The organism is Microbulbifer sp. MKSA007, assembly GCA_032615215.1.
Taxonomy (GTDB): Bacteria; Pseudomonadota; Gammaproteobacteria; order Pseudomonadales; family Cellvibrionaceae; genus Microbulbifer.
The window spans coordinates 61,484-81,598 of sequence record CP128433.1 but is presented as its reverse complement, the minus strand read 5'-3'; the positions used below and the strand labels follow the sequence as shown (position 1 = coordinate 81,598).

Annotated in this window: 20 protein-coding genes; 14 read left to right on the top strand and 6 right to left on the bottom strand. The window is 51.4% G+C overall.

All coding sequences use genetic code 11. The features are described from left to right. Positions 1-95 precede the first annotated feature (95 nt). Together uvrD and QT397_02950 are read left to right on the top strand one after the other, a co-directional pair. The gene (gene uvrD, locus QT397_02955) at positions 96-2,300 is read left to right on the top strand and encodes a DNA helicase II (GenBank protein WNZ56339.1); all 2,205 of its coding nucleotides are present in this window, start codon (positions 96-98) and stop codon (positions 2,298-2,300) included. A 232-nt stretch (positions 2,301-2,532) separates the two neighbouring features. Further along, positions 2,533-3,666 (top strand): TRAP transporter substrate-binding protein, encoded by a 1,134-nt coding sequence (locus QT397_02950; GenBank protein ID WNZ56338.1) that lies wholly within the window; start codon positions 2,533-2,535, stop codon positions 3,664-3,666. Between the two features lie 69 nt (positions 3,667-3,735). On the opposite strand, the gene QT397_02945 is transcribed toward QT397_02950, so the two are convergent. The 3 genes from QT397_02945 to QT397_02935 all read right to left on the bottom strand — a co-directional run bounded on the left by QT397_02945 (position 3,736) and on the right by QT397_02935 (position 6,243). Further along, positions 3,736-4,125 carry an acyl-CoA thioesterase gene (locus QT397_02945; GenBank protein ID WNZ58609.1) on the bottom strand — a complete coding sequence of 130 codons (390 nt, stop codon included), beginning with the start codon at positions 4,123-4,125 and terminating at the stop codon, positions 3,736-3,738. A 187-nt stretch (positions 4,126-4,312) separates the two neighbouring features. After that, positions 4,313-5,674, bottom strand: a complete 1,362-nt coding sequence (locus QT397_02940; GenBank protein ID WNZ56337.1) for a TRAP transporter large permease subunit — start codon at positions 5,672-5,674, stop codon at positions 4,313-4,315. Then, positions 5,671-6,243 (bottom strand): TRAP transporter small permease subunit, encoded by a 573-nt coding sequence (locus tag QT397_02935; GenBank protein ID WNZ56336.1) that lies wholly within the window; start codon positions 6,241-6,243, stop codon positions 5,671-5,673. The genes QT397_02940 and QT397_02935 overlap by 4 nt, the downstream gene beginning before the upstream one ends. Positions 6,244-6,426: 183 nt before the next feature. Between QT397_02935 and QT397_02930 the strand changes: the two genes are divergently transcribed. The 8 genes from QT397_02930 (at position 6,427) to QT397_02895 (ending at position 14,982) form a co-directional block, all read left to right on the top strand. Continuing rightward, positions 6,427-7,479, top strand: a complete 1,053-nt coding sequence (locus QT397_02930) for a PstS family phosphate ABC transporter substrate-binding protein (GenBank protein ID WNZ56335.1) — start codon at positions 6,427-6,429, stop codon at positions 7,477-7,479. Between the two features lie 162 nt (positions 7,480-7,641). Beyond that, the gene (gene pstC / locus QT397_02925; GenBank protein ID WNZ56334.1) at positions 7,642-9,021 is read left to right on the top strand and encodes a phosphate ABC transporter permease subunit PstC; all 1,380 of its coding nucleotides are present in this window, start codon (positions 7,642-7,644) and stop codon (positions 9,019-9,021) included. Beyond that, positions 9,014-10,300 carry a phosphate ABC transporter permease PstA gene (gene pstA, locus QT397_02920; protein WNZ56333.1) on the top strand — a complete coding sequence of 429 codons (1,287 nt, stop codon included), beginning with the start codon at positions 9,014-9,016 and terminating at the stop codon, positions 10,298-10,300. Before pstC ends, pstA begins: the two co-directional genes overlap by 8 nt. Before the next feature lie 102 nt (positions 10,301-10,402). Then, positions 10,403-11,212: a phosphate ABC transporter ATP-binding protein PstB gene (gene pstB, locus QT397_02915; GenBank protein ID WNZ58608.1), complete on the top strand. Its 810-nt coding sequence runs from the start codon at positions 10,403-10,405 to the stop codon at positions 11,210-11,212. 23 nt (positions 11,213-11,235) lie between these two features. Next, positions 11,236-11,937: a phosphate signaling complex protein PhoU gene (gene phoU, locus QT397_02910; protein ID WNZ56332.1), complete on the top strand. Its 702-nt coding sequence runs from the start codon at positions 11,236-11,238 to the stop codon at positions 11,935-11,937. Positions 11,938-12,021: 84 nt separating this feature from the next. Then, a complete protein-coding gene (locus tag QT397_02905) occupies positions 12,022-12,336 on the top strand; it encodes an antibiotic biosynthesis monooxygenase (protein ID WNZ56331.1) in 315 nt (104 codons plus the stop codon). 290 nt (positions 12,337-12,626) lie between these two features. Further along, a complete protein-coding gene (locus QT397_02900; GenBank protein WNZ56330.1) occupies positions 12,627-13,454 on the top strand; it encodes a putative porin in 828 nt (275 codons plus the stop codon). A gap of 580 nt (positions 13,455-14,034) precedes the next feature. Continuing rightward, on the top strand, positions 14,035-14,982 hold the full coding sequence (locus tag QT397_02895; GenBank protein WNZ56329.1) for a putative porin: 948 nt from the start codon (positions 14,035-14,037) through the stop codon (positions 14,980-14,982). A 57-nt stretch (positions 14,983-15,039) separates the two neighbouring features. Here the strand turns inward: QT397_02895 and QT397_02890 are convergent, their stop codons facing one another. Beyond that, a complete protein-coding gene (locus QT397_02890; protein ID WNZ56328.1) occupies positions 15,040-16,326 on the bottom strand; it encodes a M48 family metalloprotease in 1,287 nt (428 codons plus the stop codon). 72 nt (positions 16,327-16,398) lie between these two features. On the opposite strand from QT397_02890, the gene QT397_02885 reads away from it, so the two are divergent. The 4 genes from QT397_02885 (at position 16,399) to QT397_02870 (ending at position 18,704) form a co-directional block, all read left to right on the top strand. Continuing rightward, on the top strand, positions 16,399-16,878 hold the full coding sequence (locus QT397_02885) for a DUF4265 domain-containing protein (protein WNZ56327.1): 480 nt from the start codon (positions 16,399-16,401) through the stop codon (positions 16,876-16,878). A 79-nt stretch (positions 16,879-16,957) separates the two neighbouring features. After that, positions 16,958-17,734, top strand: a complete 777-nt coding sequence (yaaA, locus tag QT397_02880) for a peroxide stress protein YaaA (GenBank protein ID WNZ56326.1) — start codon at positions 16,958-16,960, stop codon at positions 17,732-17,734. Next, positions 17,731-18,342, top strand: a complete 612-nt coding sequence (locus QT397_02875) for a DUF938 domain-containing protein (protein WNZ56325.1) — start codon at positions 17,731-17,733, stop codon at positions 18,340-18,342. Before yaaA ends, QT397_02875 begins: the two co-directional genes overlap by 4 nt. A gap of 2 nt (positions 18,343-18,344) precedes the next feature. After that, positions 18,345-18,704, top strand: a complete 360-nt coding sequence (locus QT397_02870) for a hypothetical protein (GenBank protein WNZ56324.1) — start codon at positions 18,345-18,347, stop codon at positions 18,702-18,704. A gap of 12 nt (positions 18,705-18,716) precedes the next feature. On the opposite strand, the gene QT397_02865 is transcribed toward QT397_02870, so the two are convergent. Together QT397_02865 and QT397_02860 are read right to left on the bottom strand one after the other, a co-directional pair. After that, on the bottom strand, positions 18,717-19,343 hold the full coding sequence (locus QT397_02865; protein WNZ56323.1) for an ATP-binding protein: 627 nt from the start codon (positions 19,341-19,343) through the stop codon (positions 18,717-18,719). A gap of 35 nt (positions 19,344-19,378) precedes the next feature. Further along, on the bottom strand, positions 19,379-20,095 hold the full coding sequence (locus QT397_02860) for a phosphate regulon sensor protein PhoR (GenBank protein WNZ56322.1): 717 nt from the start codon (positions 20,093-20,095) through the stop codon (positions 19,379-19,381). Between the last annotated feature and the right edge of the window lie 20 nt (positions 20,096-20,115).

The following is a 20,115-nucleotide window of genomic DNA, read 5'->3' as shown; positions in this document are numbered from 1 at the left end:
TGCTGGCGAGCGACATCACATTACATTGTCAGGCGGGACAAAATCCTGTTTATTTACACAGGTCTTGTGCATCAGCTCTGGTACAATCTTCGCCCATGGACGTATCTCAGATTTTAGACCCCCTCAACGACGCCCAGCGCGAAGCAGTAGCTGCCGCGCCCGGCAATCAATTGGTTCTGGCCGGTGCCGGCTCGGGCAAGACTCGGGTGTTGGTACACCGCATCGCCTGGCTGATGCAGGTGGAGGGCGCCTCGCCCTACTCCATTATGGCGGTAACCTTTACCAACAAGGCGGCCCGCGAGATGCGCGCCCGTATCGAAGAGCTGCTGGGGGTGAACACTTTTGGCATGTGGGTGGGCACCTTCCACGGCCTGGCTCACCGCCTGCTCAAGGCTCACTGGCAAGAAGCCAAGTTGCCGCAGAACTTCCAGATCCTGGATTCCGACGACCAGCTTCGCCTAATCAAGCGGGTACAGGCAGATCTGGGTCTGGATGATAAAAAGTGGTCACCGCGTGAAACCCAGTGGTGGATTGGCGCGCAGAAAGATGAAGGCCTGCGCCCGCAATATATCAATGCCGGCGCCGATCCCTGGTTGCAGACCATGGTGCGAATCTACTTCGCCTATGAAGAGGCCTGTCAGCGCGGTGGATTGGTGGATTTCGGCGAGCTGCTGTTGCGCGCCCACGAGCTCTGGCTGAATAACGATGCTATTCTGGCCCACTACCGCCGGCGCTTCCCCCATATCCTGGTGGATGAGTTCCAGGACACCAACACGATTCAATATGCCTGGTTGCGCTTACTTGCCGGTGAGCAGTGCCATATCACCGCCGTGGGTGACGATGACCAGTCTATCTACGGTTGGCGCGGTGCTAAGATCGAGAATATCCAGCACTTTTCCACAGACTTACGAGAAGTGCAGACGGTGCGACTGGAGCAGAACTACAGATCCACCTCCACCATTCTGAACGCGGCTAATGCGGTGATCGCTAATAACAGTGGTCGCTTGGGTAAGGAGTTGTGGACCAAGGGTGAAGAGGGTGAGCCCATCGCCGTCTACGCGGCCTACAACGAACAGGATGAATCGCGCTTTATTGTCGAACGTATCAATGACTGGGTGCGCGACGGCAATCGCCGCGACAGCATCGCCATCCTCTACCGCTCCAATGCCCAATCCCGGGTACTTGAAGAGGGGCTTTTGCGCGAGCAGGTTCCCTACCGTATCTATGGCGGCCAGCGCTTCTACGAGCGCCTGGAAATCAAGAATGCCCTGTCTTATTTACGCCTGATTACCAACCGCGATGATGACACTGCGTTTGAACGGGTGGTGAATACACCCACCCGTGGCATCGGTGCGCGCACTGTAGAGATGGTGCGCTCTTATGCCCGGGAGCAGGGTTGCTCCCTGTGGCAGGCGGCCAAGCTGATGTTGCAGCAACGGGTATTGGCTGCTCGCGCCGGCAATGCCCTGCAGAGTTTCCTGGACCTGATTAACCAGCTGGCAGCGAATGCAGAAGATAAAGAGTTGGATGCTATTGCTGAGGATGTGATCGAAAACAGCGATTTGTTGGAGTTTCACGGCAAAGAGAAAGGCGAGAAAGGCCAAACACGGGTGGAGAACTTGCAGGAACTGGTCACTGCCTGTCGCGGCTTTACCGGTGCAGGCCTGCCCGAGGGAGAGGAAGAAGAGGAGGAAATCCCGCTTCTTAACCAGTTTCTCGACAGCGCTGCCCTTGATGCGGGTGAAGGTCAGGCGGATGAGTTTGAGGATGCCGTCCAGCTGATGACCCTGCACTCCGCCAAAGGCTTGGAGTTTCCCCTGGTATTTATGGCGGGTGTGGAGGAAAACCTGTTCCCCCACAAGATGTCGGCGCAGGAGCCCGGCCGCATGGAGGAGGAGAGACGCCTCTGCTACGTGGGTATCACCCGCGCCATGCGCAAGCTATACATTACCTACGCGGAAAACCGGCGTCTGTTTGGCAGCGAAACCTATAACAGCCCTTCCCGCTTTATCGGCGAAATTCCACCTAATTTGGTGCAAGAAGTGCGCCTGAAGACCGAAATTTCCCGTCCTCTCTATCAGGCGGACTACGGCAAGGTAGGCCAGTTTTCCGACCCGGCGCCAGACTTTGATGATTTGCCCCCGCTGGTCCTGGGCGGGCGAGTGGACCACGCCAAGTTTGGTGAAGGAACTGTCATTGAGTTTGAGGGAACGGGTCCTCGAATGCGGGTGCTGGTTAATTTTGACGATGTTGGCGACAAGAGGCTGATACTTTCGATGGCCAAGTTGCAGCCGCTTTAAGTGATGGCTTGAGCTGGCACTAAGCATTAAATACTGAGTGCCGGAGCATGTCGGTACTGAGAGGCATGCAGAATTGAAAGTTAGATAGTGGTGAATGGATTCCAGCTATAGCGGGAATCCATCCAAAATACCAGGGTCAGATCACAGAGGACTTCCCCTGAAGACCTAAGTTGGCGACCAAAGCGTCTGCCGATAATTTGTACAATACAAAAATAACGATAAATTAGTAGCAATGAAAAAACTCAATTGGTACCCGGCTATCATTCTCGGGCTCTTAGCCCTGCTCGCCATAACCTTCGCCGCCCTGGTAGCTTCCCGTGCAGAAATGGGCCCTGCCCAGCACTTTTCCGCAGAGGGCAATAAAGAGCTGTTCGAGTGGAAATTAGTTACTACCTGGCCCAAGAATTTCCCTGGCCTCGGCAGTGCGCCGGAGCGTTTTGCCAAGAAAGTCGAGGCGATGTCAGCCGGGCGTCTCAGGTTCAAAGTGTACGGTGCCGGTGAATTGGTACCTGCCCTGGGCGTATTTGGTGCTGTATCGGAAGGCGCCGCGCAGATGGGACACGGTGCTGCCTATTACTGGAAAGGCAAGGTGCCTGCAGCCCAGTTTTTTACTGCGGTGCCTTTTGGCTTGAATGCCCAGGAAATGAATGGCTGGTTGCATCACGGCGGTGGTCTCGAACTCTGGGAAGAGATCTACGAGCCCTTTAACCTGATTCCACTTGCGGGGGGCTCCACCGGCGTGCAGATGGCGGGCTGGTTTAACAAACCGATTGAGTCGGTGAAGGATTTAAAGGGCCTAAAGATGCGTATTCCCGGCCTGGGTGGTGAGGTTTTAAACCGCGCAGGCGGCACTGCGGTGACCATTCCCGGTGGAGAACTCTACACCGCCCTCCAGACTGGAGTGATCGATGCTACCGAATGGGTGGGGCCCTACAACGATCTCGCTTTTGGTTTCCACCAGGTCGCTGAGTATTACTACTACCCCGGGTGGCATGAGCCGGGCTCTATCCTGGAATTTATCGTTAATAAAAAGGCGTTCGAAAAACTGCCTGCTGATTTGCAGGAAATAGTGCGAGTCGCCGCCCGTGAAGCTAACCAGGATATGCTGGACGAATACACGGCACGCAATAACCGGGCCCTCAAGGAGCTGGTAGAAGAGCACGGGGTAAAAGTGGAGCGCTTGCCGGAGGATGTTCTGTCTCACCTGAAGAAGATCAACAACGAAATTATGCAGGAGACGGCGCAGCGGGACCCGGAGTTTGCCCGTGTTTACAAAGCCTTTAAGGAATTTGAACGGGATGTGAAGCCCTACCACGAGATCAGTGAAGAGGCTTACTACCAGGCGAGAGAGTTAAAGGAAGATTAGCGCCCAACTACTGGGCCGATGATATTGCCGGCTGTGTTGCTCTACAGCCGGCGAACTCGAAATCTACAATCAGGGCAGCGGCCTGGTGCGGCCGGCATCGTCGATCGCGACAAATACAAACTCACCCTCGGTAACCTTGACCTGCTCACCGGAATCCACCCGTGTCAGCCAAACCTCAACCATGGTACGAATTGAGGAGCGCCCTTCTTCAATGGCTTCCGCATAGCAGCTGACTGTTGAGCCAACCGGAACCGGGCGCAGGAAAACCATGCTGCCCACCGCAACAGTTGTGACACGGCCGCGCGCCATGGTTTGCGCGAGAATGGCGCCAGCGAGGTCCATCTGCGACATCAGCCAACCGGCAAAAACATCCCCCTGCGGATTGGTATCGCGGGGCATAGCCAGGGTTTGCAGGGTTAGCGTGCCTGTGGGTTGCGGATCTTCATCGAGAGCTGACAGTGCGGACATCGGGTACTCACAGATTGTTAGAGTTATTGGTTTCCACTACTGGAATGGTGGCGCATTCTAGCACAATTTGGCCAGTAATTGACCAGAATAAATTTCGGCCTTTAGTCGACCGCAGACGCGTTTTTGGCCGTTGGTGCCGCCTCTCAGTCTATGGACGGCTCCCACGTGTCGCAGATCACTATTGCTGAACCACCCCCGGCAACCAAGTGGCCAGGGCCGGCCAAATCGCCAGCAGGCAGAGCAGTAAAAGTTGAATGGCAATAAAAGGTGCTACCCCGCGATAGATGGCCGATGTGGCCACAGAACTGGGGGCCACCCCGCGCAGGTAAAAGAGGGCAAACCCAAAAGGAGGCGTTAGGAAAGAGGTTTGCAAATTGATGGCAATCATAATGCCGAGCCACACTGGATCGACGCCCATTGCCAGCAGTACCGGCCCCACAATTGGTACCACTACAAAGGTGATCTCGATAAAGTCGAGGATAAAGCCCAGCAGGAAGATTACCAGCATCACCAACAGGGTCGCGCCGATTACCCCTCCGGGCAAGCTGTGGAAAAATCCTGTCACCAATTCTTCACCGTTGTAACCGCGAAATACCAGAGAAAATAATGAAGCGCCAATCAATATGGCGAAAACCATTGCCGAGACCTGAAGTGTACTGCGGCCGATTTCCCCGGCGCGCTTAAAGCTTAGTGCTCCGCGACTGGATGCCAGTAACGCCGCCCCCAGTGCGCCGACGGCGGCCGCTTCTGTAGGGGTGGCAGCGCCAACGATGATTGATCCGAGCACAATCAGCATTAAGGCAATCGGGGGCAAAAGACTGCGAAGCAGCTGGGCCTTATCCACTTCTGGAGGCTCGCTGCTCTCTGTGGGTTTGGGGCGACGGGCGATAAATAATAGATAAATGATATAGGCGGCCACCAGCAGTAAGCCGGGAATAATTGCCCCTACAAACAGATCCCCTACGCTGACTGGCTTGGGATTGAAAATGCCCGCAGACAGTTGTGCCTGTTGATAGGCATTGGAGAGGGTGTCACCCAGTAGAACCAAGGCAATAGAGGGAGGGATAATTTGCCCGAGGGTACCGGTGGCGCAGATAGTGCCGGTGGCCAGTTTGGGGGAGTAGCCATTTTTTAGCATGGTGGGCAGTGACATCAACCCCATGGTGACTACAGTTGCACCGACAATACCAGTGCTGGCGGCGAGCAGCGCGCCCACTACTACCACGGAAATGGCGAGTCCTGAGGGAGCCCCCATAAAGGCTTTGCTCAGATTAACCAGCAAATCTTCGGCAATCTTGGCTCGCTCCAGTATTACCCCCATCAGCACAAATAGCGGAACGGCAACCAGAGTGCCGTTTTGCATAATGCCGTAGAGGCGATCGGGGAAGGCGCGCAGCAACTCAGCATCAAATACGCCATACACAATACCCAGGCCCGCTGATAGCAGGGCGGTACCCGCGAGGGTAAAAGCTACTGGGTAGCCGAACATAAGCAGAGCGCAGACGGCTGCAAACATCAGAAAGGGGATTAGCTCAATCACACTTCGGCCCCTTCTACCTGCTTCAGTACTGCTTTTGACGACGACATTGGAATGGATTGTTGTTGGGGCAGCATCAATTGCACCAGCGCGCGAATAAACTGAGCCAGCCCCGCCAGAGCCAAGGTGACCGCAGACAGAGGAATCAGGCTCTTCAGTAAAAATACCCCAGGCAGGCCGCCGGCGTTCGCACTGTCTTCAAAAACTGACCAGCTATTCAGTACAAAGTGCCAGCTGCTTACAAATAGAAAGACGCAAAGCGGTAAGAGGAATATCAGATAGCCAATTGCATTGATCCAGGCTTTGGCCCTGGCGCTCATCCTGCGGTAGAAGACATCCACTCGCACATGGGCATCGGTCTGCAACGCATAGGCCAGCCCCAGCATAAAGGCGGCACCGTGCAGGTAAATCACGGATTCCTGTAGGGCGATAGAACCGGTATTGAAGCCGTGGCGCATCACCACAACACAGCTTTGTAACAGAACCATGGCCCAGGTGAACCAGGACAGCAGTTGCCCGGTATGACTGGTCAGGCGCTCGAGTGCCTGCGCGCTGCACAGCAGAAAACGCATGGGGGCTTCTCTCTTTACATCTTATTGTTATTTATGTTGCTCGAAGGTTAACCCTTTGCCCGCTCTCATGCCAGCAGGGTAAAAATACAGCTGTAACCTTTTTGTAATCTTTTATTCATAGAATCGTCACCCGTTGTTCCTAGCATCGCCGCGTGAAATAAAAACACTCATCGGAGTTACACAATGAACAAGCAAATTCTGGCGACTTCTCTGGCAGCCCTGACCCTGGCAACTTCACAGGTTGCTATGGCAGCGCGCGATTACATTAGTGTTGTAGGTTCCTCTACTGTTTACCCGTTTACTACGACTGTGGCGGAGCGTTTTAGCCGCGCAACCCAGTTTAAAACTCCAGTCGTTGAGTCCACTGGTACTGGTGGTGGCATGAAGTTGTTCTGCCAGGGTGTTGGAGAAAGCACTGCGGATATCACCGGTGCCTCCCGTCGCATCAAGCAATCCGAATTGGAAATGTGTAACAGCAACGGTGTTGATGTTGTTGAAGTGCAAATCGGTTACGACGGCATCGTTCTTGCGAATGCTAAGAAAGCAGCTCCCTTTAAGCTGACTCGTAAGGACATCTTCCTGGCCCTGGCTAAGGAAGTACCTAACCCAGACGGTTCTGAAACTCTGGTAGCCAACCCCTACAAGACCTGGAAGGACGTAAACCCAGCTCTGCCCAACACCAAAATCGAAGTTTTGGGTCCGCCCCCCACTTCCGGTACTCGCGATGCTTTTGCCGAGCTGGCAATGGAAGGTGGCTGTAAGAAGTTTGGCTGGATCAAAGCCATGAAGAAAACAGACAAGAGCGCTTATAAAGCGATCTGTCACAACGTTCGCGAAGACGGTGCTTATGTTGAAGCCGGTGAGAACGACAACCTGATCGTGAACAAGCTGGTTGCCAACCCCAACGCCCTAGGTATCTTCGGCTTTAGTTTCCTCGACCAGAATGCTGACAAGGTACAGGGCTCCCTGATCGAAGATCAGGCCCCTACTTTCGACTCCATCGCTGACCAGAGCTACCCGGTTTCCCGTCCGCTGTTTATCTACGTTAAGAAGCAGCACGCTGACGTGGTTCCCGGTGTTAAGCAATTCCTGGCTGAATTCACCAATGAGCGCGCCTGGGGTGAAGATGGCTACCTGGCTGACAAAGGCATGATTCCTCTGCCCACCGAGGAGCGTCAAAAGATTGCTACTGATGTGCGCAAGCTGAACGCACTGAGTAATCTCGCAGCCAAGTAAAAAAATTCTGGAGTTGTACTGTCAAAGGGAATTGACGGCCAAGCTCGAAAGGGCTTGGCCGTTCTTTATAAGAAGACTCACAAATTGTCGCCCCCCCTGTGATGGAGCGCGGGGATAAAGTCTGGATAATGCCAGCGACGATATTTTTAGTACGGTAATTCAATGCAAACCCCCACACTGTTCGCACTTTTGCTGCTCCTGATATTAGTGGCCTACGGCACTGGCTTTCGCCGTGCAGTGAACGCTGCTCGCAGTCTTGGCGGCGTTCGCAATCTGGCCGCCCTGCCCAGTTACTACGGATTACTCACCGCCCTTTGGTGTGGTTTGCCAGCACTGATATTACTCTGTGGCTGGTTGGTGTTTGACGATTCGATCATCCGTGCGATGGTCATGAATAGTATTGCCGATAAGCCGGAGAGCATCTCCGGGCAGAACCTTCTCTACGCGCAGATCCAGAATCTCGCGGCGGGCCACCTGATAGGTGAAAAGTCCCCACAATTGCAGAGTGCTGCGGACTACCTCAGTCAGTTGCGTTCCAGCTCTAATAATTTACAGGCCTTCCTGAGCTTGGTATTGGCCAGCGGCCTTGCCGCTTTCACACTGCTGCGCTTTTCTCCCAAGCTGCGCGCTCGCGAAAAAGTTGAAAAAGTGCTGCGCACGGTGCTGATTGCCTGTGCCAGCGCCGCGATTCTAACCACTGTCGGTATTTTGTTATCGGTATTGTTTGAATCCCTGCGCTTCTTCCAGTCCGTGCCGGTGAGTGAATTCCTGTTTGGATTGCACTGGAGCCCACAGATGGCCCTGCGCGCAGACCAGGTGGGATCGAGCGGTGCTTTTGGTGCTGTCCCGCTGTTTACCGGAACCCTGATGGTGTCCGCGATCGCCATGTTTGTGGCGGTACCTGTGGGATTGATGGCGGCTATTTATCTGGCGGAGTACGCCAGTAAGCGCGTGCGTTCCCTGGCCAAGCCAGTACTCGAAATTCTCGCCGGTGTACCCACCGTGGTATACGGCTTTTTTGCTGCCTTAACCGTTGCTCCATTTATTCGCGAGTTGGCCACCTCTATGGGCCTACAGGCCTCCAGTGAAAGCGCACTGGCCGCTGGCCTGGTGATGGGAATCATGATCATTCCCTTTGTTTCCTCTCTGTCCGATGACGTGATCAACGCGGTGCCCCAGTCCCTGCGCGATGGCGCCCTGGGTTTGGGTTCCACCCAGTCCGAGACGGTGCGCAAAGTTGTGATTCCTGCGGCACTACCCGGCATCGTCGGCGGTGTATTGTTGGCCGTTTCCCGCGCAATTGGTGAAACCATGATTGTGGTGATGGCTGCCGGGCTCGCGGCAAACCTCACCGCAAACCCGCTCGAATCGGTCACGACTGTGACGGTGCAGATAGTGACTCTGTTGGTTGGCGACCAGGAATTTGACAGTCCCAAGACCCTCGCCGCTTTTGCTTTGGGCCTGATGTTGTTTATCTCCACTTTGGTGCTGAACTTTATTGCCTTGCACGTAGTGAAAAAATACCGGGAGCAGTATGACTGATCTTACTCAGGCGCAGGTTCGCGAGCGCATAGAAAAAAGCCTCGCCAGCCGTCACCGCAAAGAAAAGCTGTTTCGTGGGTTGGGTATTGGCAGTATCGCCTTTGGTGTACTCGCTGTACTGATTTTGTTCACTGACATTATCAGCAAAGGCAGTGGTGCCTTTGTACAGACAGCTATCCAACTGGAGGTGCACTACGACGAACAGGTTCTGGGCATCGATAAGGTCGATGATGAAAGTCTGACCTGGGCAAACTTCACCGGTGTTATTCGCCAATCCCTGCGCGAACGCTTTCCCACTGTGACTGGTCGCAGTGACAAGCGCGAGCTCTACAGCCTGGTTTCCTCGGGAGCACCTTTTACCCTGCGCGATCGCTTAGCTGCGAATCCGGAACTGTTGGGTAAATCCGAGAAAGTCTGGCTGTCAGTCGATGACGATGTGGATACTTTCGTCAAAAGCCTGAAGGACTCCAAAGAGGGATTCCGTGGTCGTACCTCGGACCAGAAGGCCGGTTGGATTGAACAGCTGCTGGACAGCGGTGAACTGAAGAAGCGGTTCAATACCATCTTCTTTACCAATGGCGACTCCCGTGAACCAGAGCAGGCGGGCATCCGCGCAGCCTTGATGGGCTCCCTGTTTACCCTGTTGGTAACTCTCGCACTGTCATTCCCTATCGGTGTGGCGGCGGCGATTTACTTGGAAGAGTATGCGCCCAAAAACCGTTGGACCGATTTGATTGAGGTGAATATCAATAACCTCGCGGCAGTGCCTTCTATTGTTTTCGGTCTTTTGGGCCTGGCGATATTTATTAATTTCTTTGAGTTACCGCGTTCGGCACCCCTGGTAGGGGGCTTGGTACTGACATTGATGACCTTGCCCACGATTATTATTTCCAGCCGCGCGGCTTTGAAGGCGGTGCCACCCTCAATTCGCGAGGCGGCAATGGGTATGGGGGCTTCACGTATGCAGGTGGTTTTCCACCATGTGCTGCCCCTGGCGATGCCGGGTATGTTGACCGGCGCGATTATCGGTATGGCCCAGGCCCTCGGTGAGACGGCGCCCCTATTGATGATTGGTATGGTCGCTTTTATTGTCGACGTACCTGCTGGGGTAACCGACCCGGCCACCGTGCTGCCTGTGCAGATTTTCCTGTGGGCAGACAGCCCGGAGCGCGCCTTTGTCGAGCGCACCTCCGCAGCCATTATGGTGTTGCTGAGTGTGTTGATTGTGATGAATACCAGCGCGGTATTGCTGCGCAAGAAACTTGAGCGCCGCTGGTAACAGAGCGCGGATTATCAGAAAGCGGGATATTATATGAGTACCATGACCCTGGATGCCGCCAGCCAAACTGATGCGGCGCAATCCGATGTTGCGGGTAGGCAAATGATGAATGATCGGGCTGATGTTAGAGAAACAGTTGGCCAACCCTTCTGTGACACCGCCAAGTTGCGTATGCGCAATGTGAATGTTTTCTATGGTGAAACCCAGGCGATCCACTCGGTCGGCCTCGATATTGGAAAAAATGAAGTGGTTGCCATGATCGGCCCTTCCGGCTGTGGTAAGTCGACGTTTTTGCGTTGCCTCAACCGCATGAATGACACCATTGAAGGTTGTCGCGTCGAGGGCGAGTTAAGTCTGGATGGTGACCCCATCTATGGCCCCAAAGTGGATGTGGTACCCCTGCGCGCCCGCGTCGGTATGGTATTCCAGAAACCAAACCCTTTTCCCAAGTCCATATACGAGAATGTGGCCTACGGCCCAAAAATCCACGGCATTGCCAGCCGCCGTGCCGATCTGGATGAGATCGTAGAAAACAGCCTTCGCCGCGCCGGTCTGTGGAATGAGGTTAAAGATCGTTTGGACAAGCCGGGCACGGGTCTGTCCGGTGGTCAGCAGCAGCGTCTGTGTATCGCCCGCGCAATTGCGGTGAGTCCGGAAGTGATCCTGATGGATGAGCCCTGCTCTGCCCTGGACCCAATTGCGACGGCGCGAATCGAAGAGCTGATTGATGAGCTGCGCCAGAACTACACTATCGCAATCGTTACTCACTCGATGCAGCAGGCTGCGCGGGTGAGTCAGCGTACAGCTTACTTCCATTTGGGGCATTTGGTGGAAGTTAACGATACTGAAACGGTGTTCACCAACCCCGAGCACGAACTCACTGAAGCCTATATCACCGGCCGCTTCGGCTAAGGTTCCTGCTCGGAGGGAAAACTATGGAAATGCATTTCGATCAACATATCTCACGCCAATTTAATGAAGACCTGGAAAGCCTAAAGACAGAGATGCTGGAAATGGGCGGCATGGTCGCTCGCCAGGTTGCCGATGCGGTTGATGCCCTGGCTAATGCTGACAGTGAGTTGGCCGAGGAAGTGCTGCGTATTGAAGAAGTCATCGATAAGAGTGAGATGGCCCTGGATGAGCACGCCACGCTAATTATAGCCAAGCGCCAACCGGCGGCATCCGATCTCCGTATGGTGCTGTCTGTCATTCGAATTGCCCGCGACCTGGAGCGAATTGGAGATGAGGCGAGCAAGATTGCCAAGATGGCCATAGCGCTGACAGATGAAGGTACGTCGCCGCGCGGGTATACCGAAATCCGTCATATTGCCAATGCTGTGCGCAAAATGCTCAATGACGCCCTGGATGCCTATACTCGTTTCGATGTGCAGTCGGCTCTGCAAACTCTTGCTGAGGACCAGCAGGTTGATATGGATTACCGTACGGCCGTACGTGAACTGGTAACTTACATGATGGAGGACCCGCGCAGTATTTCCCGGGTCATTAATGTGTTGTGGACCCTGCGCTCACTGGAGCGGATCGGTGACCATGCGAAGAATATTTGTGAACAGGTTGTTTACTTGGTGGAGGGTGCTGATATCCGGCACGGGCACCAGGAAAATCTGCGCAAGTCCTAAAGGGATTTGCTAATTTAAAAAGGCCGCCTAGTGCGGCCTTTTTTTTACGGAAAACTATTTGTTAGTCGTTAGGTAATACAGAGCATGAAATTTATCTTCGAGGTTCAACTACAAAATGGGTTTAAAGCTGAGGATTATGCCGATGCCTGGATGCGCGCTTCTGAGATTATCCAGCGCTCCCCGGGAGCGATGGGCACAGAGCTTCATCAAAAAATTGATGACCCCAATGTGTTGATAGCCATTGCTAGCTGGCGATGTAAAAAAGATCGGGATGCTATGCAAGCTGAGCACAGTAAAAAAATTGATGAAATCATTGCCAGTGTGGCCCCTTTTGTAAAAATTAATCTAATAGGGGAGTTTTATGACCCGCAATGGGTTGTAAATATTAATAGCGATTGATGTTAATCAATTCAACCTGAACACAGCCTGAATAAATATATGTTCGAATATTAAAATAAAACTTTTTATTTTATTCTTTTTAGCTGGAATTTATTTGTTTGGTGCATTACAGCCAATTACAGCGTTTGTTTTTTCTGGTTGATACGTTCTTTTATCGAAAAAAATATTCGCTTTACCGCAAATTTGGCTCTAATTGCTTATCGTGTAATTTGCTGTTGTTGCGCACCAAAAAACTTTTGCTACAATCCGCAGCCCAATTTGGATCGCTACGTTAACGAAGGATTTATCAAATGAGATTCAAGCTTGCTGCTCTTCCCTTGATGCTTGTCGCCGCAACTGCAGGCGCTGAAGAATATAATTCTTTTACTAATGCTACATACTCTAATACCGAGTATGGTTATAAGGGGGATGGTTTTAATTTTAGCTCTGATGCAGATGATTTTGGTCTTGGAACTACTTACTATTTTGGTGGTAAAGAAACTCTTGGCCCCTTGAAAGAGTTCGAATATATCAACAAGGTGAGTAATGTTTCTGCTGGCTTCTCGCACTCTAACAGTGGTAGTTATGACTCTGATATTTTCGCGGTAAGTGGTGAATATTTTGCATCCAATGGGGTCGTTATCGGTGCCGGTATATATGACCTTTGGGAGTCTAATTTAGATTATCAGTCTATCGGATATCTCTTTTCTCCAGATTTTCTGGTTAAGTTGAACCATGTTGATAACGATAGTGATAATGAATTTTCGGTGGAAGCTCGCTATAACCACCAGTTGAACTCAACTGATTATGTTGGTTTTAATATTTATGTGGATGAGGAGTCTGACAATCGCGTCTTGTCCTCTAAGTATTTCGTTCACCTGAGTGGAGAGCAGTACCTGACTGCAGAGTTGGCTTACAATAGCATCAAGGAATATGATGATTTCTGGACGCTGAGTACTGAGTTTTTCTTCAATCAGTACACTTCTGTTGAGTTTGACTATAACGAACAAGAAGATTATAAGCTGGGTATGACTCACTTCTTTAACCGCAATATTGCTGTTGAAGCAGCTTATCTTTCTAACAATGATGTTAAGGGTGACCTTGATATCTATCAGTTGGGCTTAACTGTTCAATTGTAAGCTAGATTAAATAAAGGGCTATCATTGATAGCCCTTTATTTTGTATGTATAGCTTGGGTAAGCTCAAAGCAACTTAGCTGTACTGCTTCAATCCTGCTTGGCACATTGGTGCCAGATTTCTTCTGTATCCAGCTGTTTTTATGTAATGGTTGGAGTACTTTACTGATTTTCCTTTTTATTAACGAACTCTAAATAAATCTGAAATCTCTTTAGATCTCTCGCTATCGAGAGATAATCCTTCCGAAATTTAGCTTAATTCTTATGCGGGCTTACTAAATGAAAGCTTGTCGCTTCGAATGTTTCGTAAAAACCTGTGGGTGAATAACTTTCATCGATAGGTATCTCCAGGCGAAAGGTTGCTTGTCAGTTCAGTAGAACTATATGAGCAGTGGAAGCATAAAGAACCTGTTGTGTGAATTGAATTATCAAGGTTTGGTGATAATAGCATATTTACCGAATAGTTCATTTATATGTGGATTCTGCTTTTATCTCATACAAATAGTATTTGTTGCGCAGTAAAAAATTCTTGCTAGAATTCGCACCCCAATTTAGGTCATTATGTTAACGAAAGGTTTTGGAAATGAGATTCAGTCTCGCTATTCTTCCCCTGTTACTTCTCTCTGTAACAGCTGACGCTGAGAAATATAATTCAATTACTACAGCTGGCTATTCTAGCTTGGATTATGATCTAGATGTTTTGGGTGGTGAGTTCGATTTAGATGGTAATCAGTTTTTGGCTGAAACTACTTATTACTTTTCTGGAAAAGAAACTCTAGGCCCTCTAAAAGAGTTTGAATATATTAACAAAGTAAGCAATGTGTCGGCTGCCTTTTTCCACAATGAGGTAGATAATAATAATGCCGATAATTACGCCGTGACCGGAGAGTATTTTTCTCAAAATGGTTTGATTTTCGGTGTTGATTTGACCGAAGTTAATGATCGCAATATTAACACGGTTGCTCTTGGCTATTTATTCACCCCGAACTTTTTATTAGAACTTTCCCATACTGATTTTGAGTCTGATGAAGAGACTTATGTTGAGTTTCGATACAATCACCCGTTGAGCGGTACTGATTATATTGGTTTTGATTTTGTCAGTGACGATGGATTCGATGTGGCTGTCTTTTCCTCTAAATATTTCACAAGTCTGGGAGGTGGGAGGTATTTGACCACTGAACTTTCCTATGCCGACTATGAAGGTGATGACGATTATTGGCAGATCGGTGCAGATTATTTCTTCTCACAAAGCACCTCGTTTGGTATGAAACTGGACGAGAAAGACGATATGAAGCTGGCTTTCACTCACTTCTTTAGTCGGAATATTGCCTTAGAGGCTGCTTATAGCACTATGGAGGCAGATGATAATATTAATATTCGCAGCTTTGGTAGTGATACCTATCGTGCTGGATATACCTCAACGCTTGATGTAATGCCGGATCTTGAAAATGATACCGTGCTTAGCTTTTTGACTCCCTTTATTGAACTTGATGTAGAAAAGTTCGAACTTAGCGTAATTTTTCAGTTATAAGCAAAATTAAAAAAGGGCTGTCTGAGACGGCCCTTTTTATTTATAAATCGAATTTATTTACCCTTTGTTGGTGATGGCTTTTATTCGGTTTTGTGCCATGGTGCCAATTTCTCCTCCAGCCCCAGCAGCTTCCTGATAGTGCTTGTAAGCACTTTGCTTATTTCCCTGTCTCTCATAGGTCTGGCCGAGGTAGTAGTGAGCGTAAGCTGTATCAAGATAGCGTAGTGATCTGGTTAGGTCGCCCTCTGCAGAGCTGTAATTTTTTAATTGGATATTAGTGACTCCCCGTTTTAGCCAATACGAAAATAGCGCCGGATTCTTTTGAATGGCACTGTCGTATGCCTTTCGGGCATTTTTATATTGTTTCTTTTGGCTGAGTAAATCGCCTTCTAGCGCAAAAAAGGCAGCTTCTTTGGGTTGCTGTTTTTGAGCTTTTCTTACCAGCGTTAGTGCAGAGTCAAACTTTTTATTATTGGCTGCGGCAACCGCATTGTCGTAATTCTTGTAAGCATCGGCATCGCGCTTTAATTGCGCTATGGCTTTTTGGTAAGAGGCCCGGTTGGTGATTCCCCCTTGGGGTAGAGATTGACTGTGCTTGATATTAGCGCTGACACGAGACTGTGAAGGGGGATGGCTGGCAAAGAGCGCTTCCAGTCCACCAGCTTGCCGCCCCTCCGACAGTTCAACAAATTTGCTTTGCAGGCGTACGGCCCCCTGGGGATCATACCCCGCAGCGGCCATATATTTCATACCGTATTGATCTGACTCTAACTCATTGCCGCGACTGTAGCGGGCAATATAGGCGGAGCCCCCCAGTTGAGTCCCGGTGGCAATCAAGTCAGAGTAGCCAGAGTCCTGGGTGGCAGCTCCCACGATTGCCAGGCCTGCGCCTAGTAATTGTTGTTGGGACATTGCAGTTGCGGAATGTCGTGCAGCAGCGTGAACTATCTCATGGCTCAGTACGGCAGCGAGCTCAGCTTCGTCATCGAGTAACACCAGCAGGCCTCGATTGATAGCGATTTTGCCGCCGGGCAGGGCCCAGGCGTTGGGAACCGAGTTGTTCAGAACTACAAACTCGTAAGGTAGCTGGGGACGGTCTGAGACCCGCGCCAGCTTTTGGCCAACCTGGCTGACGTAGTTTTGCAGGGCCGGATCAATGGTGTATTGGCCGCCCTGCTGTTGTTGGTTGGCAGCGTAGTGCTGTTGCCCCAGTTGAACCTCCTGCTGCGGAGATATCAGCGAAACCTGTTTCTCACCGGTGACTGGGTTGACAACACACCCGCCGAGAATGGATGTTGTCAGAAATGCGACACATGCCGTAAGCGCCTGGGTACGCGAGATCATTACCTCCCTCCCTGTATAATGTTGAGTCATTAGAATGGTTACTCATTGTACACAGTACGGGAACTGAGGTTTATGACGGCACTTCAAGTCATTGAGTTATTTGCGGGCAACAACCCCGAAGGTGAGCCCGTGGTGGAACGGCTACAGGTTCGTGTGAGCGAGGATGATAGCTGCCAGCTGGTGCGATCCCCTGTCTTTATAAAAGGAATCGCCAGTGGGGATTACATTAAGGTCGATAAAGACACCCAGCAATTTGAGTTGGTAAAGCGCTCGGGCAATTTGGCGGTGCGTATTTTTTGTCGCGGTGATAGCACGGAACTGTCTGATAAGTTAACCCCACAGCTGGAAAAACTCGGGGGTGAGTTGGATCTCGAGGCACCGCGCGTATTGGTCTACAGCATTCATGTCAGCTGTGGATTCGATAAGATTGAGGAGATCCTCAACAGTGCCTGCGATGGGGCTAATAGCGTTTGGTATTACGGCAATGTTTATGACCCCAAAGATGGGCAGACCCCGCTCAACTGGTGGCAGGACGTCCTAAAGCCGGAGTAAACATCCGCGATATATTTGGGCCACCCACAATAGCTTGGTAGTGTGTGGTTGAGGCGATAGCGAATTGAGAAGGCACCCGATGTTAATAGTTATTTCACCGGCGAAAACCCTGGACTATGAAAGTGATATTCCCTCACTGGAAACCACCCAGCCGGACTTTTTGAAAGAGTCAGCAGCCCTGATCAAAGAGTTGCGCGAACTGAGCCCGCAGCAGGTTTCCAGCCTGATGAAGATTTCAGACAAGTTGGGAGTCTTGAATTACGATCGCTTCCACACTTGGAAGCGCCCGTTTACCGATAACAACGCCCGCCCCGCCCTGCTCGCCTTTAAAGGTGATGTTTATACTGGATTGGAGGCGGAGACTATGGGTAAGCGGGACTTTGCCTATGCGCAAAAGCACTTGCGTATGCTCTCTGGCCTTTATGGTTTGCTGCGCCCGTTGGACTTGATGCAACCCTATCGCCTCGAGATGGGCACTAAATTTGAAAATGCCAAGGGTAAGAATCTCTATGAATTTTGGGGAGATAAGATTACCGAAGCATTGAATGCGCAGTTGCAGGGTGTGAAGAGTCGCGAGTTGGTAAACCTGGCTTCCAATGAATATTTCAAATCAGTCAAAACCAAGCAGCTTGATGCTCAGGTGATCACCCCGCATTTTAAGGACCTGAAAAATGGTCAGTATAAGATGATCAGCTTCTTCGCTAAGAAAGCCAGAGGCATGATGAGTCGCTGGGCGATTGATCAGAGGGTAAAGAAGGCGGAAGAGCTGAAAGGTTTTGATGTGGCTGGTTATGGTTTTAACCTAGGTTTGTCCACTGAGTGGGATTGGGTATTTACCCGGGATGAGCCGCAGTGAGCAGCACTGAATTGCCCAATGCGCCCTCCTGCGGGCGCAATCGCGAGCCGATTCTCCAGCAACTGACTCGCCTGCTGGCTTCAAGTCGTAAAGTGCTTGAGGTTGGCAGTGGTACTGGTCAACACGCAGTATATTTTGCTCCGCATTTACCGCATCTTGAATGGCAAACTTCAGAGCGATCGCAACAGCTGGAGGCAGTAAAGTCCTGGCTGGCGGAGATACCCAGTAGCAACCTGCCGCAACCGCTGGCGCTCGATGTTGGCGATTCTTGGCCTGAGATTTCGGCTGATGCTATTTTCACCGCAAACACCTTGCATATTATGTCCGCTGAACTGGTGCAGAAGTTCTTTCTGCACAGTGCCGATATTCTGGAGCCCGGAGGCTTGCTGCTTGTCTATGGCCCCGTGAAGATTGCAGGCGAGTTTATCGGTCCCTCTAATGCTGACTTTGATCTCGAGTTGAAGGAGCGTGATCCCAAGCGGGGGATTCGCGATCTCGAATGGCTCGATCAGGTGGCGGAGAGTGCGGGGCTCAGTCGCGCAGAACTAAATTACCTGCCAGCCAATAATCAATTAATGGTTTGGCGCAAAAATGATAATAAGGAGTAACTATGCCTGAGTGGTTTGAAATAGTGGTAATTGTGGCTTTTGCCATTGGAGCGGTATTCTTTTTTGCCAAATACCGAGAGACAGCGGCGGCACTGCATGAGAGTGAGCGCATGAAAGCCCGTTTGTCGAATGACTTGAATCGCTATCGCGATGTGCCCAAGCTGCGCGCTCTGCGAGATGCCCTCATTGGTGCTAAGGCCCTGCCTACCGATGATGAGGGCAATGAGCACCTACTGCTGCGCGATGGGGATTTGCAGTTGCACCATTTGGTTTTGCGCCGGGAAGCAAACGCTCTGGGTAAAGAGGGCACGGCCAGCTATGTCAAAGACGGTAAAGAAGTAGAACTGCAGGAACTGGAGTAATTGAAAGCCGCTTTAATTAGCGGCTTCAGAACTCAATCTGGGTGCTGGCTTTTGAGCCAGCTTTGCTGGTGGAAAGTGAAGGGTGAAGAGACTGCCCTGCCCGGGCGTACTTTCTACACTCATTTCTCCATTGTGTCGCAGCAACACATGCTTAACGATCGCCAACCCGAGACCTGTGCCGCCACTGTCCCGTGAGCGGCCTGGATCAACTCGATAGAAGCGCTCAGTCAGGCGGGGAATATGGATCGAATCAATACCGATACCATTGTCCTCTACGGAAAAGTGCCCGCCTTTGTCATCCTGCCACCAGCGCAATTGAATTCCGCCCTCTTCGGGGGTGTATTTCACTGCATTTAATACTAAGTTGGCAAAAGCACTGTGTAATTCGCCGGGGTCTCCATTGAGGTAGCAATCCCCTTTGCAATCAACTTCGATATGATGATGCCGATCGCCACTGAAGCTGCGCGCTTCCTGGGCCACCCTCTCAATCAGTTCTGGCACTGCCACAGCCATATCCCCGCTTTTGCGCTCAGAGGTCTCCAAGCGAGCCAATAGCAGCAGGTCATTGACCAGCGTACTCATGCGGCCAGTCTGCTCCTCCATTTGAGCCAGGGGTTTCCTCCAGGGAGGTGGTGCCATATCACTGCTTTGCAGTGTTTCCAGGTAGCCGGCAATTACCGTGAGGGGGTGCGCAGCTCATGGGAAACATTGGCGACAAAATCCCGACGCATCTGCTCGAGATTGTGTAAACGGGTGATGTCGCGAACAATGACCAATGCCTCATCTTTACCGTAGCGGGTGACTTCCAGCTGTAACATGCGGGCTTCATTGCCAGGTGCGGGCAGAGTGAGGGGTTCCCCGTTGTTGTCACTGTGCATATAGCTGACAAAGCCAGGGTCGCGGACAAAGTTGACTAATGACTGGCCGGAGTCACTGGCCTGTAACCCGAGCAGTTCACCGGCAGCAGGGTTCCACCAGGCCAGGTTATCGCCGTCTTCCAGGGCTACAATGCCCTCGCGCAGTGCGCTGGTACTGTCCTGTACCCGGCGCAACATCACATGCAGCTTCTGCTTCTCGCGGCGGTGGCGCCGCTGCATACGGTAAAAGTCGTCGTAGATTTCGCCCCAAATTCCAAAGGCGGTTGGGGCTGGGCCGCGTCTGCCGTTTGCCAGCCAGCGGTTGAAACGTTGCTGTTGCCACAGCACTGAGATTAGGTAGCTGGCCAATCCCGCAATCAGGGCGAGAGACCAGCTGCCGGAGGTGACACCGAGAATGGTGCACCCCAGGGCGATAATTACGAAACGCGAGAACTCGCCAATACTGCGATCCAACATAGAGTTGCCGTGTTGCCTGATAGATGGCGGCAGTGGCACAGCCTCTTCCGCCCACATTCAATACCTCATGGAACCAG